The sequence below is a fragment of the Streptomyces sp. NPDC029466 genome, assembly GCF_055574515.1.
Genome location: NZ_JBVHZH010000038.1, coordinates 60321 through 76646 on the forward strand (window position 1 = coordinate 60321; position 16326 = coordinate 76646).

Annotated in this window: 13 protein-coding genes; 7 read left to right on the forward strand and 6 right to left on the reverse strand. The window is 71.1% G+C overall.

Annotated features, from left to right (window positions below; genetic code table 11):
- Positions 1 to 74: 74 nt before the first annotated feature.
- Positions 75 to 1715 carry a FadD3 family acyl-CoA ligase gene (locus tag ACZ4XD_RS26440; protein ID WP_468046042.1) on the forward strand — a complete coding sequence of 547 codons (1641 nt, stop codon included), beginning with the start codon at positions 75 to 77 and terminating at the stop codon, positions 1713 to 1715.
- A gap of 33 nt (positions 1716 to 1748) precedes the next feature.
- Here the strand turns inward: ACZ4XD_RS26440 and ACZ4XD_RS26445 are convergent, their stop codons facing one another.
- Positions 1749 to 2336 (reverse strand): TIGR03086 family metal-binding protein, encoded by a 588-nt coding sequence (locus tag ACZ4XD_RS26445; protein ID WP_468046044.1) that lies wholly within the window; start codon positions 2334 to 2336, stop codon positions 1749 to 1751.
- A 197-nt stretch (positions 2337 to 2533) separates the two neighbouring features.
- Positions 2534 to 3256 (reverse strand): dienelactone hydrolase family protein, encoded by a 723-nt coding sequence (locus tag ACZ4XD_RS26450; RefSeq protein ID WP_468046046.1) that lies wholly within the window; start codon positions 3254 to 3256, stop codon positions 2534 to 2536.
- Positions 3257 to 3380: 124 nt separating this feature from the next.
- Between ACZ4XD_RS26450 and ACZ4XD_RS26455 the strand changes: the two genes are divergently transcribed.
- The gene (locus ACZ4XD_RS26455) at positions 3381 to 3863 is read left to right on the forward strand and encodes a MarR family winged helix-turn-helix transcriptional regulator (protein ID WP_468046048.1); all 483 of its coding nucleotides are present in this window, start codon (positions 3381 to 3383) and stop codon (positions 3861 to 3863) included.
- An 87-nt stretch (positions 3864 to 3950) separates the two neighbouring features.
- On the opposite strand, the gene ACZ4XD_RS26460 is transcribed toward ACZ4XD_RS26455, so the two are convergent.
- The 4 genes from ACZ4XD_RS26460 to afsR form a co-directional block, all read right to left on the reverse strand.
- Positions 3951 to 5507: a class I adenylate-forming enzyme family protein gene (locus ACZ4XD_RS26460; protein WP_468046050.1), complete on the reverse strand. Its 1557-nt coding sequence runs from the start codon at positions 5505 to 5507 to the stop codon at positions 3951 to 3953.
- Between the two features lie 249 nt (positions 5508 to 5756).
- Positions 5757 to 5945 carry a hypothetical protein gene (locus tag ACZ4XD_RS26465; RefSeq protein ID WP_468046052.1) on the reverse strand — a complete coding sequence of 63 codons (189 nt, stop codon included), beginning with the start codon at positions 5943 to 5945 and terminating at the stop codon, positions 5757 to 5759.
- Between the two features lie 245 nt (positions 5946 to 6190).
- Entirely contained in the window at positions 6191 to 6493 is a 303-nt protein-coding gene (locus ACZ4XD_RS26470) for a hypothetical protein (protein ID WP_387245809.1), read from the reverse strand.
- Positions 6494 to 6708: 215 nt separating this feature from the next.
- Positions 6709 to 9642: an SARP-family global regulator AfsR gene (gene afsR / locus ACZ4XD_RS26475; RefSeq protein ID WP_468046054.1), complete on the reverse strand. Its 2934-nt coding sequence runs from the start codon at positions 9640 to 9642 to the stop codon at positions 6709 to 6711.
- Positions 9643 to 9898: 256 nt separating this feature from the next.
- On the opposite strand from afsR, the gene ACZ4XD_RS26480 reads away from it, so the two are divergent.
- From ACZ4XD_RS26480 to ACZ4XD_RS26500, 5 genes are all read left to right on the forward strand, one after another.
- Complete coding sequence (locus ACZ4XD_RS26480; RefSeq protein ID WP_468046056.1) at positions 9899 to 11119, forward strand: amidohydrolase family protein; 1221 nt, start codon at positions 9899 to 9901, stop codon at positions 11117 to 11119.
- A 226-nt stretch (positions 11120 to 11345) separates the two neighbouring features.
- A complete protein-coding gene (locus ACZ4XD_RS26485; RefSeq protein WP_468046092.1) occupies positions 11346 to 12257 on the forward strand; it encodes an LLM class F420-dependent oxidoreductase in 912 nt (303 codons plus the stop codon).
- 46 nt (positions 12258 to 12303) lie between these two features.
- Entirely contained in the window at positions 12304 to 13089 is a 786-nt protein-coding gene (locus ACZ4XD_RS26490) for an SDR family NAD(P)-dependent oxidoreductase (RefSeq protein WP_468046058.1), read from the forward strand.
- 114 nt (positions 13090 to 13203) lie between these two features.
- Positions 13204 to 14328, forward strand: a complete 1125-nt coding sequence (locus ACZ4XD_RS26495; protein ID WP_468046060.1) for an LLM class flavin-dependent oxidoreductase — start codon at positions 13204 to 13206, stop codon at positions 14326 to 14328.
- Positions 14329 to 14356: 28 nt separating this feature from the next.
- Complete coding sequence (locus ACZ4XD_RS26500; RefSeq protein ID WP_468046062.1) at positions 14357 to 16096, forward strand: N-acyl-D-amino-acid deacylase family protein; 1740 nt, start codon at positions 14357 to 14359, stop codon at positions 16094 to 16096.
- The last annotated feature ends 230 nt before the right edge of the window (positions 16097 to 16326 follow it).

Below are 16326 nucleotides of genomic sequence, written 5' to 3' on the forward strand. Positions count from 1 at the left end.
CAGCGGAGGAGGCTACCGCTAATCTGACGGTCAGTCAGCTAGTGGCGTACGGCTCTTCGGCGGGAGGCAGTGCGATGCACGACGAGGTGGATGCGCGGGCGGACCTGGAGTACGGCGTCATCCCCCGTCTGGTGCGCGCGGCCGCCCGGCGGTACGGCTCCCGGGAGGCCGTGGTCGAGGGCCGTACCCGGGTTTCGTACGCCGAGCTGGGCGAGCGGGTGGAGCGGGCGGCGGCCGCCTGTATCGCCTCCGGGGTCGCGCCCGGCGACCGGGTGGCCGTATGGGCGCCCAACACCCTCGACTGGATCGTCTCCGCCCTAGGGGCCGTCAGCGCCGGCGCGGTCCTCGTCCCCGTCAACACCCGCTTCAAGGGCACCGAGGCCGCCTACGTCCTGCGCCGCACCCGCGCCAGAGTCCTCTTCATCACCGGCACCTTCCTCGGCACGTCCTACCTCGCCGCACTCCGCCGTGCCGCCCGGGAAGGCACCGGCCCCGGCCCGCTGCCCGGACTCCCGCGGCTGGAGAAGGTCGTGGTGCTCTCCGACGACGCGCCCGCCGACTTCACCACCTGGCAGGAGTTCCTCGCCGACGGCGCCACGGTGCCGCCGGAGACCGTCCGCCGCCGGGCCGACGCCCTGTGCTCCGATGCCCCCTCGGACATCGTCTTCACCTCCGGCACCACCGGCCGCCCCAAGGGCGCCGTGATCACCCATGCCCAGACCCTGCGCGCCTATGACGTCTGGAGCGAACTGGCCGGCCTCCGGGAGGGCGACCGCTACCTGATCATCAACCCGTTCTTCCACACCTTCGGCTACAAGGCCGGGATCATCGCCTGTCTGCTGCGCGGCGCGACGATGATCCCGCAGCCGGTCTTCAGCGTGGAGACCGCGCTCGCCAAGATCGCCGCCGAACGGATCTCCGTCCTCCCGGGCCCGCCCACCCTCCATCAGCAGCTTCTCGATCACCCCGACCGCGGCCGGCACGACCTCTCCGCGCTGCGCCTGGTGGTCACCGGCGCCGCCGTGGTCCCCCTGGAGCTGGTCGAGCGGCTGCGCAACGAGCTGAAGATCTCCACCGTGCTGACCGCCTACGGCCTTTCGGAGAGCTCCGGCGTCGTCACGATGTGCCGCCGCGGCGATCCGCCCGAGGTGATCGCCGCGACCTCCGGCCGGGCGCTCCCCGGCACCGAGGTCCGGATCGTCGATGCCGCGGACCGCCCGGTACCGCCCGGCGAGCCCGGCGAGGTGCTGGTCCGCGGCTACCACGTGATGTCCGGCTACTTCGAGGACCCGGCCGGCACCGCCCGCGCGATCACCCCCGACGGCTGGCTGCGCACCGGCGACGTGGGCGTGCTCGACGCGGACGGCAACCTCCGGATCACCGACCGCATCAAGGACATGTTCATCGTCGGCGGCTTCAACGCCTATCCGGCCGAGATAGAGCAACTCCTCGGCCGCCACCCGGACATCGCCGAGGTCGCCGTGGTCGGCATACCCGATCCCCGCCTCGGCGAGGTGGGCAGGGCCTATGCGGTCCGCCGGGCCGGCTCCCTGCTGACCGCCGACGATCTGATCGCCTGGTCCCGCCGCGAGATGGCCAACTACAAGGTCCCGCGGGAGGTCACCTTCGTCCCCGCCCTCCCGCGCAACGCCAGCGGCAAGATCCTCAAGACCCGGCTGCGGGAGGGCGCCCCGGGGCCCGCGCCCGCCGGGTGACCGGGTCGCCCGGCGGCCGCCCGGGGACCCCGGCTACGACGCCGGGGGCGTCCAGTCGGGCCGCCGGCCGCTGAGCGCCACCACCTGGTCGAGGAGCGGGGCGTCCGCCGCCACCGCCACCGGCGGCCCGAACGGCCCGCGTTCCCCGCCCTCGGCCGAGGGCGCCAGCAGCGCATACGAGACCCCGAGGCTCGCCGTGTCGGGCGCGTACTCCTGACCGGTGGCACGCGCCAGGTCCCAGCCGTGCAGCACCAGCTCGTTGAGCGCGACCCGCCCCGCGATGGCCGCGGGCAGCGTCACTCCGCCCGCCTGGGTCTCGCCCTCCCAGGCATCCGGCGCGTGCCAGGCATCCCTCATCTCCACCAGATTCCGGTCCAGCTCGGCGCGCCAGCCGGACTCCACATCGGGCACCGACGCACCAGGGGCGGTGTTCGTCATCACCCCGAGGTTCTTGCGCGCCGCCTCCCGGAAGGCCGCGGTCAGGCCGACGAGGTGCCCCAGCAGATGGCGCACCGCGTACGCCTCGCAGGGCGTGGGGCCTTCGAGCTGGTCATCCGCGGTCCGGGCCGCGAGCTGCGACACCAGCCGGGCCTGCGCCGCGAAGTCGATCGTCTCGGTCATCGTCCGGGTCCTTCCGTCCTGCCGGTGCGTGCTGCCGGGCCGCCACGGTGCGGCCCGCCCGCACGCGCTGCCGCTCCCAGTGAAGACTCCACCGGGCCCCGGAACTCATCGCCACACCGCGGCCCTGCTCCGGCCGGGGGCTGTCCGGCGGAGCAGGGACGGGCTCAGGGGCGCTGGTGGTGACGTGGGCCGGTGTCTCAGCCGTCGGCCAGGGTGCGGCCGAGGAGGGGGAGCAGGCGGTCCCAGTGCAGGCGCAGTGCGGCGGGGTCGAAGGCGTCGGTGTCGGACATGGTGAAGCCGTGGACGGTGCCGGGGTAGATCTCGGAGGTGTGGTCGACACCCGCCGCGTCCAGGGCCTGGTTGAGCTCGCCGAGGGCCTCGGGCGTCAGGTCGGATGAGGCGTGGCCGAGGTGGACCTGGGCGGTGATCTTGGAGAGGCTGTCCGGCCCGTCGGCGCCCACGGGACCGTGGAATCCGGCGACGGCGGCCACCTGGCCGGGGTGGGCCGCGGCGGTCCGCATCGCCAGGAGGCCGCCTATGCAGTAGCCGGTCACCGCGACCGGGCCGGTGCTGACCTCGGGCCGGGTGGTGAGGAACCGGAGGTAGGCGTCGGCGTCGCGCAGCGCACGTTCGGCGGTGTGCGCCTCGATCAGGGGCATCAGCTGGGCGAAGACCGCGGGCCTGACCTCTTCTCCGATGTGCTCGGGAAGTTCGATCACCGGTGCCGGGCCGTGCCGGTAGAAGAAGTTGGGCACGAGCACGTAGTACCCGTGCCCGGCCAGTTCGCGGGCCATCTCCGTGACCACGGGCCGGATGCCGAAGCCGTCCGCGTACATCAGCACCCCTGGGTGCCGCTCGCCGTCGTCGGGAAAGGCGGCGAAGGCGTCGGCCTGGCCGTCCATGGTGGGAATCTGCAACATCGTGGCGTGAATAGCGGAGCTTCCTTCCGTGGAGTACACCGCATAAACGTTTACTGCACTAACGTTTTCGGCGTGAGGACGCTACATCGTTAGTGGGACTAACGCAATGACTAGGATGGGCGTCATGACCAGAGCCGAAGCCGCGGACCGGTCCGACGACGGAGCGCGCCGGACGCCCGCCAGGCTGCGCCGACGGGCGAGCCGGCTGCTGTCGCAGCTGACCGCGCGGTCGGACCGGCTGATCAATGAGGGGCTGGCCCGGGTCGACGCCCGCCAGTGGCACTACGCCGTGCTCGCCTCGCTGGTGGAGTACGGGCCGGGCAGTCAGGCGACGCTGAGCCGGCGCACCGGCATCTACCGCAGCGACATGGTCGGTGTGCTCAACGAACTGGCCGAGCACGGCCTCGTCGAGCGGGTGCCGGACCCCGACGACCGGCGCCGCAACATCATCACGATCTCCGCCCGGGGCCGCCGTCGCCTGCCCCGCCTCGACAAGGTCCTGGACGACCTCCACGACGAACTGCTCGCGCCGCTGAGTCCGGCCGAACGCGACCAGCTCGTGCAGCTGCTCACCCGCTTGCTGGACCACCACACCCGGGCCTCCTGACCCCGGGCAGCGGCATCCGGCAGCAACGCATTCCGGGACGCTGTTCCTGGCGGTCGGGCCCGTGTCCGGCGTATCCGGGCCGTGCTCCTACTGCGTCTTCGTATACCGCTCCCGCAGCACCGTCTTGAGCACCTTGTTCAGCGGTCCGCCGCGCGGCAGTTCGCCGACGGTCTCCAGTTGCTCCGGCAGCTTCTGTGTCATCAGCCCGGCCGCCCGCAGATGCGCGGTCAGCGCGTCCAGGGTCAGCGGCGGGGCGGTCGGATCGGCCGGCGTGACCACCGCGCACACCCGCTCGCCGCGCTCCCGGTCCGGCAGCCCGATCACCGCGGCCTCCGCCACCGCCGGATGGGTGCGCACCAGCTCCTCGATCTCCTGCGCGGAGAGGTTCTCGCCCTTGCGGATGATGATGTCCTTGAGCCGCCCGGTCAGCACCAGATGGCCGTCGGGGCGCAGATACCCCAGGTCACCGGTGCGGAAGGAGCCGTCGGCGGTGAATGCCTCCGCGGTCAGCGCCGGATCGGTGTAGCGCCGGAACAGCATCGGGCCCTCGACCGTCACCTCACCGCTCTCCCCGGCCCCGGCCTCGGACCCGTCCGGCCGGACGATCCGCACCCGCGCGCCCACCACCGGCCGGCCGACCGTCCGCGCGAGCTGCTCGTCGCTGTCGTACGGCGTCCCCATCGCGATCATCGGGCACTCGGTCATCCCGTATCCGTGCACGATCGCGCACTCCAGCTCCCGCCCCGCCGCCGCGTACAGCTCCGGTGGCATCGGCGCCCCGCCACCGGACAGCAGCCGCAGCGACGGAATCAGCCGCCCCGCGTGCGGCAACCGCTGCCGGTAGCGGCGCGACTCGTCCAGGAACGCCTGGTAGAACGCGGTGCTGCCGCCCGCCATGGTGACCCCGTGCCGCCGGTAGACCGCGGCCGCCCGGCCCGGCTCGAAGGTCTCCAGGATGACCGCCGGAAAGCCGCTGGCCAGCATGGCGATGACATAGTCCGGACCGGCGATATGCGCGTACGGAAAGGCGATCGAGCCGATGTCGTCCGCGGTCATGCCGAGCGCGGTGGCCAGCCCGACGCCACCGGCGATGAGGGACGCATCGGTGTGCTCCACCCCTTTGGGAGCGGAGGTGGTGCCGGAGGTGTAGTAGATCCAGGTGGTGGCCCCGTCCCCGCCGGACGGCGCGGCGGGCAGCCCGGCCGGGTCCGCCGTCGGCAGCCCGGCCCCGACCGGAAGCACCCGCACCCCGTCCCCGGCGAGCTTCCGGACCATCGCGGTGTGGTCGAACCCCCGCCACACACCCGGTACGAGCACGAACTCCGCCGCCGACTCCCCCAGGATGAATCCGACTTCCCGCTCCCGGTGCAGCGGAATCACGGGCGTCTGCACGGCCCCCAGCCTGGCCAGCGCCAACGACACGATCACCGTCCCGACCCGCGACGGCAACTGCCACGCCACCCGCGTCCCGGCCCCGACCCCCGCCTCCCGCAACCCTGCCGCCACCCGCAGCGCCTCATCCCGCACGCCGTCGAAGGTGACCGCCCGCCCGTCCCCGTCGAAGAACATCGGCTTCCCGCACGACACCCGCGCGCGGTACTCGACCAGTTCCCAGAGCGTTCGTATGCGGGCGGGGTCGAACATGGGGCGCCTCCTGGCTGCTGGCAGGGCAGATGAGTGCCGCGGCACTGTAGCACCAGAACTGACGAAACGTCAGATACGTGTCAGGAGAGGGCGTTGGCGGCGACGACTGATCCGTCACGCGCCGGCCCAGGGGAAATAAAGGACAACGGGGCCCGAGCGTCAGCCCGGCCCCCGCTCCGTGTCACGCCTCGCATCGAGCGCCAGTGGCCAAGGCCCTGTGCGATATGCCGGGTGTGCTCCGTGGCCCGATCAGGGCATGTGGTTGTCCAGCGGCGACAGCGGGGCCGCCAGCGTTATCGCCGTGGGGTGGTCGGCCTGGGCCGCGAGGGAGTGCGGCGGGCTGGGTATGTGGTTGTCGGCCGTGGCGGGCAGCGTAGCGACGCCCAGTGCGGCCAGTGCGATACCGGCGACGATAAAGACCTTCTTTGTGTGGGTCATTCCAACTCCTTGGAGAAGGGGGAAGGTTGATGTTCCCGAAACACGCTAGCGGTAATTGCCGGCAGATGTTCGATCATCATGGAAATGCGAGAAATATCGCCAGTTCTGTCACGGAAGACAAAAACGCCGCAGGGACCGGTTTTTGATGGCATCCCCTCCGCGCCATCGAAACCGGCCCCTGCGATCCCCCGAATACCCCCCCGTTGGTTTAACGGGCCCTCACTCGGAGTCATAGTGAACGGGCGTCAGTCCTTCTGGGAAACGCCGTTCCCCGGAGTGGGCTGGTGATTGTCGTCCGCCAGGGGCGTGGCGATCGGCTGGTGGTTGTCCATGGGCTTGAGAATGTCCCGGTCTTCGGACTTCTTCACCTGGGTGGCGACACCGGCCCCGCTGATGGGCTGGTGGTTGTCCATGGGCTTGAGGACATCCCGGTCTTCGGACTTCTTCACCTGCGTGCTGACGCCGGCCCCGCTGATGGGCTGGTGGTTGTCCATGGGCCGGATGATGTCCCGCTCACCTGGGACGGCGGCCTTGTTGTCGGCGTTCACTTGGATCAACTCCTGTGTGGGCGCTTACTGCTTGGTCACCCGGCCGGCGACTCCCCCGTGGGTCGCCGGACGGGCGTAGCATGGCCGCTCACGATAACTGTGCGGCCTGGGCACCGAGCCGCTTGCCCCCCGAGGCGGCGGATCGATGTTGATAAGAGTGGCCCGCCGCGATGAACGATCGATAAACGTCGGAGTCCACCGCCGGTTGAACGCGCTTATGCGACCACGGTGGGCGAGAGAAGTGCCTGCACAGCGGTGCCGTCGGAGGAACCCAGGCGCTCGAACGTAGCCAGTGCTTCCTGCCAGCACACCCTTGCGCGGCCGGTCTGCCCGAGGGCGTGCAGGGCGCGCCCCAGAGTGGTCAGGACCGTGGCGCGCCAGGAATCGCCACCGATGCCGCGCAGTGCGGTCAGCGCCTGTTCGGCATGGTTGGCGGCGGTGGCGGGCCGGTGGGCGGCGAGCTCGACCTCGGCGAGCCGGAAGTTGGTCATCCCTTCCCAGAAGCGCTGCCGGCTGTCCCGGAAGATGGCCAGGGCGGCGTTCAGCTGCTCGGTCGCCTCTTCCAGGCGCATGGCCTGGGTGTACGCGAGAGCGAGGGCGTACATACCGTTCGCGAGCCGGCGCTTGGCCCCCAGCCGGCGGTATATCGAGAGCCCCTCTTCCGCCAGCTCGATGGCGCTGTCCACCCGCCCGGTGTCCAGATGGACGCGGGAGAGGTTGCACAGGGCGCTGGCTTCGGCCTGCTGGTTCTTGTCGTCGCGGAAAGCGGACAGGGCCTGCCGCAGATAGCCCTCCGCGTCGGCATGCCGGTGCTGCGCGTTGGCGATGATCCCGCGGTCGTTGGGGGCGGACGACGAGACATAGGGGTCCTCGGAGGCGAGGCCGAGCAGCATGGCGGACTTGGCGTTCTCATCGGCCTCGTCCAGCCGTCCCGACAGCGTGCGGACGTAGGTGAGCGCCAGGTGGAAACGCGCTTCCGCGTGCTGGTCCCCGGCCTCCCGGGCAGCCGTCAGCAGCGTGACGTTGGCCTGCTCGTACTGGAGCGCGTCGGCACCGGATTCGGCCAGGTCCTTGGTGAGCAGCAGCAGGTCGGCGGCCCGGCGCAGGGTGTCCGGGCTGCTGGACTGCCGGGCACAGGCGAGCAGGCATCCGGCCTCGTTGAACAGCCATTCCAGGGCCGCCGCCCGGTCGGCGAAGACGAGGCCCGGGTAGTTGGTGCTCTCCATGTGGTCGATCAGACGGTCACCCGGACGTTCGAGCGCGTACATGCGCGCGGCGGTCGCCAGATAGAAGTCCAGCAGCCGGGAGACCGCCATGTCCCGTTCCGACGGCGGGTGTTCATCCCGCTCGGCGCACGCACGCGCGTAGAGCCGCACCAGGTCGTGGTAGCGGTAGCGCCCCGGCGCGGCGGACTCCAGGAGCGAGCTGTCCACGAGGGATTCGAGGAGTTCCTCGGTGTCCTCGGCGTCCATGTCGAGTACGGCGGCGGCCGCGGCCAGCGAGATGTCCGGGCCGTCCGCCAGCCCCAGCAGCCTGAAGGCACGGGCCTGCGCGGGCTCCAGCTGCTTGTAGCCCAGCTCGAAGGTGGCCTTCACGGCGAGGTCGCCGGCCCGCAGTTCGTCCAGGCGGCGGCGCTCGTCGCCGAGCTTGCGGGCCAGGATGGACACCGTCCACGTACGGCGGGCGGCCAGCCGGGAGGCGGCGATACGGATGGCCAGCGGGAGGAAGCCGCAGGCCCCGACGACGGCCATGGCGGCCTGCCGTTCCGAGGTGACCCGTTCCTCGCCGACGATGCGGGTGAAGAGCGCGAGCGCCTCTTCCGGACTCATCACGTCCAGATCGACGAGGTGGGCACCGGCCAGGTCGATCATGCGGGCGCGGCTAGTGATCAGGGCGGCGCAGCCCTCCGTGCCGGGCAGCAGCGGCCGGACCTGGGAGGCGTCCCGGGCGTTGTCCAGGAGGGCCAGCACCCGGCGGCCGGCCAGGATGGAGCGGAAGAGGGCCGAACGCTCCTCCAGGCCATCGGGGATGGAGGCGTCGGGCGTACCCAGGGCGCGCAGGAAGGCGCCGAGGACCGCGACCGGTTCGGAGGGATTGTGACCGGCGCCCTGGAGGTCGACGTAGAGCTGTCCGTCGGGGAAGTGGTCGCGGGCGGCGTGGGCGACATGCACGGCGAGGGTGGTCTTGCCGACGCCACCGATGCCGGTCAGGGCCGAGACGGCCATCACGCTGCCCTCGGCGGTGGCGAGCTGGTCCCCGAGCTCGGTGACGAAGGCGGCCCGGCCGGTGAAGTCGGCGACCGTGGCCGGGAGTTGTTGCGGGCGCACCACCGCGGGTTCGGTGGGGTCGGTGTCGAAGCTGACGGCGGGCGCGTCCAGGTCCGGGTCCGCCCGCAGAATCCGCTGCTGGAGGTCGGAGAGCGAGGCGCATGGATCGACCCCCAGCTCGTCCGCGAGCAGCCGGCGGGTGTCGGCGTACACCGCGAGCGCCTCGGCCTGCCGTCCGCTGCGGTACAGCGCGAGCATGAGCAGTTCGCGCAGCCGCTCGCGCAGCGGGTGGGCGGCGGTGAGCGCGGTCAGCTCGGACACCGCGTCGGCGTGGCAGCCGGCTTCCAGTATCAGTTCGAGGCGGGATTCCGTGAGGGACAGCCGCCACTCGTCGAGCCGGGTGCGCTGGGTGTCGGCATACGGGCCCGCGAGGCCGGCCAGCGGTTCGCCGTCCCACAACGCCAGCGCCTTGTCGAGGAGTTCACGGGCGCGGCCGCGGTCGCCGGCCGCCCGGGCCTTCTCCGCCTCGGCGGCGTACTGCTCGGCATGATCGTGGTCGAGGTCCAGCGGGCGGCCGTCCACCGGGCGGATCGCATAGCCGCCGGACTCGCTGACCAGGGTGTCGGCGTCGTCACCCAGGGCTTTGCGGAGCCGGGAGGCGTAGGTGCGCAGCGCGGCGAGCGCGGCATGCGGCGGCTCATCGCCCCAGAGGGCGTCGACGAGTTCGGCCGCGGTGGCGGTGCGTCCGCCGCGCAGCAAGAGCGCAGCGAGCAGCGCCCGCTGCTGCGGGGAGCCCGCTGCCAGCGATGTTGCGCCGCGCCAGGCCCGTACGGGACCGAGCACGGTGAAGCGGAGCCGCTCCCGCCCCGGACCGTCGTCCATGGTGCCCCCCTGCCGTGTGTGGCATCTGTTCACGCTGTGCGCACTACCTCGCTGTGTGCAACGGCCAGTCTGCCTTGTCGCGGCTGCTTACGTCAGTAGGGGTCCGGACCGTCCACAAAGCCTCCTCGGACGAGCGGTGACGGAGGCGGGGCGGCGCAGGGCAGGGGCGCGGAGCTGAAGCTTCCGTGCGCCCCCTGGTGTTCGGTATGCCTTCGCACTAGCTGACGCATCGTCAGATCGGCGCTACCGTATCGCCATGGAGACCTTCCCGAAGATCATCTCGGTGGACGACCACACGGTGGAGCCCCCCAACGTCTGGCGGGACCGGCTCCCGTCGAAGTACCAGGACACCGGCCCGCGCATCGTCCGGGCGCCGGTGAAGGAAATGAGCTTCGTGGGCGGAAAATTCGCTCCAAAGATGGGTGCCGTCGGTGACGACGGGCCGATAGCCGACTGGTGGGTATATGAAGATCTGCACCGTCCGCTGACCCGCCTCGACACGGCCGTCGGCTATGCGCGCGACGACATCAAACTCGAAGGCATCACCTACGAGCAGATGCGGCCGGGCTCCTTCAGCGTGCCCGACCGATTGGCCGACATGGATGTCAATCATGTCCAGTCAGCGCTCTGTTTCCCCACCTTTCCCCGTTTCTGCGGCCAGACGTTCACGGAGGCCAAGGACCGTGAACTGGGGCTGCTGGGAGTGCGTGCCTACAACGACTGGATGGTGGAGGAGTGGTGCGGCCCGCAGGCGCGGGGGCGGCTGATCCCGCTCGGGCTCATCCCCCTGTGGGACGCCGAACTGGCCGCCGCGGAGGTACGGCGCAACGCGGCCCGCGGGGTCCGGGCCGTCTGCTTCAGCGAAATCCCGCCCCACCTGGGGCTGCCCAGCATCCACACCGACTACTGGGACCCGTTCCTGCGCGCCTGCGACGAGACCGGCACGGTCATCGCGATGCACATCGGCTCGTCCAGCAAGATGCCCTCGACCTCCGCCGACGCCCCGCCCGCCGTCGGCTCGACGATCACCTTCGCCAACTGCTGCTTCTCGATGGTCGACTGGCTGATGAGCGGGAAGTTCGACCGCTTCCCGGACCTGAAGATCATGTACGCCGAGGGGCAGATCGGCTGGATCCCGTATGTCCTGGAGCGCGCGGATGTGGTCTGGGAGGAGAACCGCGGCTGGGGCGGCGTCGCCGACAAGGTCCGCCGCCCGCCGTCCGAACTCTTCACCGAGCACATCTACGGCTGTTTCTTCGACGACGCCTTCGGGCTGCGGAACCTGGACGCGATCGGCGTGGGGAACGTGCTGTACGAGACGGACTACCCCCACTCGGACTCGACCTGGCCGAAGTCGAGGGAGGTCGGCGAGTCCCAGATGGGGCACCTGGCCCCGGACGTGGTGGAGCGGATCGTCCGGGGGAACGCGATCTCGCTGCTGGGGCTGACGGGGGAGGGGCTCTGGGCGGGGGCGTGAGGTTCAGAGGCGGGCCGGGGGCCGGGTCCGGCTGACGTCGGGCCTCGGGCCGGGGCCGTCCCGGGACCCCCGGGACGCCCACCCCCGCCCCTTGCCTGATGGTCCGCCAGGCACCACGATGTCCCGCGCAAGCTATGTGACGGTGCGTCAGATATAGCTGGAGGGGCCTGTGGGCGGCGAGCGTGATGGGGTGTGGCGGCCGGCGGACGGGCGGCTGGTGTACGGCATGCAGTTGCCGGTGCAGTCGCAGAGCACGCTGTTCGCGGAGTGCTGGGAGGCGGCCGCGGGGCCCGCTGATCTGGTCGAGATCGCGCGGGTGGCGGACCGGTGCGGGTTCGCGTATGTCGCCTGCTGTGAGCATCTGGCGATTCCGCGGCGGCTGGCCGAGGCGATGAGCACCGTCTGGTACGACCCGGTGGCCACGCTGGCGCATCTGGCCGCCGTGACGGAGCGGGTCCGGCTGCTGAGCCATGTCGCGGTGGCCGGGCTGCGGCATCCGCTGATCACGGCCAAGCAGTACGCGACGCTGGACCGGCTCTCCGGCGGGCGGTTGATCCTCGGGGTGGGTGCCGGGCACGTGGCGGAGGAGTTCGAGGTGCTCGGGGTGGACTTCGGGCGGCGGGGGGCGGTACTGGACGAGACCGTTGACGCGCTGAAGGTGGCGCTGGGGCCCGAGGAGTTCCCGGAGTTCGCGGGGAAGCGGTTCGCGTTCGGGGGGCTGGGGCAGGCGCCGCGGCCGGTGCAGACGCCGCGGCCGCCGATCTGGGTGGGCGGCTCCTCGCCCGCCGCCGTACGCCGGGCCGCCGAGCGCGGCGACGGCTGGCTCCCGCAGGGTGACCGGCGCGAACAGCTGCCCGGCCAGATCACCCGGCTGCGGCGGCTGCGGGAGGCGGCCGGAATCGAGGAGCCGGTCGTGATCGGCACCATCGCCGAGCCGCTGTACGTCGGCGAGCCGGGGTGGGCGGTCGGCCGGCGGACGCTGTCCGGGGCGGCGGAGCGGATCGCGGACTCGCTGCGGGAGTACCGCGCGATGGGTGTGCAGCAGATCCAGGTGCGGTTCCGCAGCCGGAGCCGCAGTGAACTGACCGATCAGATGGTGGCGTTCGGCTCGGAGGTCGCGCCGCTGCTGAACGGCTGACGGCCCGGACGGGCGCAGGGCAACTCACCAGCGGAGGAGTGCGGCTATGGGCAAGCTCGACGGGCGGGTCGTCATCATCACGGGTGCGGCGCGTGGGCAGGGGGAGCAGGAGGCGCGGCTGTTCGTCGCGGAGGGCGCGAAGGTCGTGCTCGGCGATGTGCTGGACGCGCAGGGCGAGGCGCTCGCCAAGGAACTGGGGGAGGCCTCCGCGCGGTACGTCCCGCTGGATGTGACGCGGGAGGCGGACTGGCAGGCCGCGGTCGTCGCCGCCAAGGACACCTTCGGGAAGATCGACGGGCTGGTCAACAACGCCGGCATTCTGCGCTTCAACGAGCTGGTGTCGACGCCGCTGGAGGAGTTCCAGCAGGTGGTGCAGGTCAACCAGGTCGGCTGCTTCCTGGGGATCCGTACGGTGGCGCCGGAGATCGAGGCGGCCGGCGGCGGCACGATCGTCAACACCGCGTCCTACACGGCGCTGACCGGGATGGCCTTCGTCGGCGCGTACGCCGCGACCAAGCACGCCGTCCTCGGGCTGACCCGGGTCGCCGCGGTGGAGCTGGCGGCCAGGAAGATCCGGGTCAACGCGGTGTGCCCGGGGGCGGTGGACACTCCGATGACCAACCCGGCCGCGCTCGATCCGGCCGTCGATCCGGCCGAGTCCAAGCGGGCGGTGGACGAGCTCTACCGGAAGCTGGTGCCGCTGGGGCGGATCGGGCAGCCGGAGGAGGTCGCCAAGCTGGCGCTCTTCCTGTCGTGCGAGGACTCGTCGTACATCACCGGGCAGCCGTTCGTGGTCGATGGTGGCTGGCTGGCGGGGGTCAGCATCTTCTGACGGCTGGTCAGGTCAGCCCGTGACGGCTCTTGACGCTCTCCGGGCGCGGTGGAACAGTCGGCACATCGAATCTGACGGTACGTCAGATATAGCCATCAGGGACGGTGAACCTCCTTGGAATTCGGGCTCTTTGTACAGGGATATGTGGGCAAGCGGGCCGAGACCGACCCGCTCGCGGAGCACAAGGCGCTGATGGAGGAGACCGAGTACGTCATCCAGGCGGACAAGTCCGGCTTCAAGTACGCCTGGGCGTCCGAGCACCACTTCCTGGAGGAGTACTCGCACCTCTCCGCCAATGACGTCTTCCTCGGCTATCTGGCCCATGCGACCGAACGCATCCATCTGGGGTCCGGGATCTTCAACCCCCTCGCCCAGGTCAACCACCCGGTGAAGGTCGCCGAGAAGGTCGCCATGCTCGACCATCTCAGCGAGGGACGCTTCGAGTTCGGCAGCGGGCGGGGCGCCGGCAGCCACGAGATCCTGGGGTTCCTGCCGGGCATCACCGATATGAACCACACCAAGGAGATCTGGGAAGAGACGATCGCCGAGTTCCCGAAGATGTGGCTCCAGGAGGAGTACCCCGGGTTCCAGGGCAAACACTGGCAGCTGCCGCCGCGCAAGATCTTCCCCAAGCCGTACGGGGCCTCGCACCCGGCGATGTGGTACGCGGCCGGCTCGCCGACCTCGTACGCCATGGCGGCGAAGAAGGGCCTGGGGGTCCTCGGCTTCAGCGTGCAGAAGGTCTCCGACATGGCGTGGGTGCTGGAGCAGTACAAGACGGCGATCCGGGACGCCGAGCCGATCGGTGACTTCGTCAACGACAACGTGATGGTGACGTCGACGGCGATCTGTGCCGAGACGCATGACAAGGCCGTGGAGATCGCGGTCAACGGGGGACTCAACTACCTCCAGTCGCTGGTCTTCCGCTACCACGACACCTTCCCGCGGCCCGAGGGCATCCCCGAGTGGCCCGAGCTGCTGCCCGACTACACCACCGAGATCATCGAGCTGCTGATCGCCGAGGAGCTGATGATCTGCGGCGACCCGGACGAGGTGCTCGGGCAGTGCAAGCGCTGGGAGCAGGCCGGCGCCGATCAGCTGAGCTTCGGGCTGCCGATCGGGATCTCGTACGAGGACACCATGAACACCGTCAAGCTCATCGGCGAGCACGTCATCCCGAAGATCGACACCGATCCGGTGCACCGCACGACCAGGTTTCGGCAGGCCACGGGCAGCTGAATTCCGCCGAGGGGAAGGGGCGCACACCGTGCTCGACCACCTGATCAAGGGCGCGACCGTTGTGGACGGGACGGGCACGCCCTCGTACACCGCCGATGTCGGCCTCCGCGACGGCCGGATCGCCGTCATCGCGCCGCCCGGCACCGTCACCGAGGAGGCCCGGAGCAGCGAGGACGCCACCGGGCTCGTCCTCGCCCCCGGCTTCGTCGATCCGCACACCCACTACGACGCCCAGCTCTTCTGGGACCCGTACGCGACGCCCTCGCTCAACCACGGGGTGACGACCGTGGCGGGCGGCAACTGCGGGTTCACGCTCGCCCCGCTGAATCCGGAGCGGCCCGCCGACGCCGACTACACCCGCCGGATGATGGCCAAGGTCGAGGGCATGTCCCTGGTGGCGCTCGAAGAGGGGGCGCCCTGGTCGTGGAGCTCGTTCGGCGAGTACCTCGATGCCCTGGAGGGGCGGATCGCCGTCAACGCGGGCTTCATGGTGGGGCATTGCGCACTGCGCCGCCATGTCATGGGGGAGGACGCCATCGGCGGGCAGCCGACGCCCGAGCAGATGGAGCGGATGCTGGCACTCCTCCACGAGGCGATGGCGGCCGGGGCGTGGGGCTTCTCCACCACCCAGTCCGCCACCCACTCCGACGGGGACGGCCGGCCGGTCGCCTCCCGGCACGCCGCGCCGGCCGAGCTGCTCGCGCTGTCGCGGGCCGTCGCCGAGCACGAGGGCACCCAGATCGAGGCGATCGTGGCCGGCTGCCTCGATCAGTTCAGCGACGCCGAGATCGAGCTGCTCGTCGAGATGAGCGCGGCCGCCGGGCGTCCGCTGAACTGGAATGTGCTGACCATCGACGCGGCCGTGCCCGAACGGGTGCCACGGCAGCTGGCCGCCAGTGAACGGGCCCGGGACGCCGGCGGCCGGATCGTTGCCCTGACGATGCCGATCCTCACCCCCATGAACATGTCCCTGGGCACCTTCTGCGCCCTGAACCTGATCCCCGGATGGGGCGACATCCTGGGCCTGCCGGTCCCCGAACGGATCGAGCGGCTCCGCGACCCCGCGGTCCGGGCCGAGATGCTGCGGCGCGCGGACAGCAAGGAGGCGGGTGTCTTCCGGCGACTCACGCACTTCGGCCGCTATGTCATCGGGGACACCTACTCCACGGCGAACGAGGGTCTGACCGGCCGCGTCGTGCGGGACATCGCGGCCGAGCGCGGCCAGGAGCCCTTCGCGTGCCTGGTGGAGATCTGTGCCAACGACGGGCTGCGGACCGTCCTGTGGCCGATGCCCACCGACAACGACCCGGACTCCTGGGCGCTGCGCGCCGAGACCTGGCAGCACGAGGACGTCATGCTCGGCGGCTCGGACGCGGGCGCGCACCTGGACCGGATGTGCGGCGCCCCGTACACCACGCGCTTTCTCGGCGACTGCCTGCGGGGCCGGAAGCTGACGGGCCTGGAGCAGGCCGTGAAGATGCTCACCGACGACCCCGCCCAGCTCTTCGGGCTGCGGGAGCGGGGCCGCATCGAAGAGGGCTGGCACGCCGATCTCGTCCTCTTCGACCCGGAGCGGATCGACGCGGGCAAGGCCACCCTCGTGCACGACCTGCCCGGCGACAGCCCGCGCCTGGATTCCCGGGCGATCGGCATCAACGCGGTGTGGGTCAACGGCGTCGAGACGATCCGCGAGGACGTGGTGACCGGCGCGGTACCGGGGACGGTACTGCGCTCGGGGCGGGACACGAGGACGGTGAGCACGAAGTGAGGGGCGTGCCGGGCGGGGTGCTGGTCGTGGGGTGGGGGGCGGACGAGGTGGCGGTTGTGGGGCGGGGTGCGGGTGAGCTGACGGTTGCGGGGTGGGGTGTGGGTGAGCTGACGCGCGGGGAACGGGGCAGGGGTGAACGGCGACTCGTAGGGCGAGGCGGGGGTGAACGGCGGCTCGTGGGGCCGGGGCCGGGGCCGGGGCCGGTGGCGGTGGCGGTGGCGGTGGCGGTG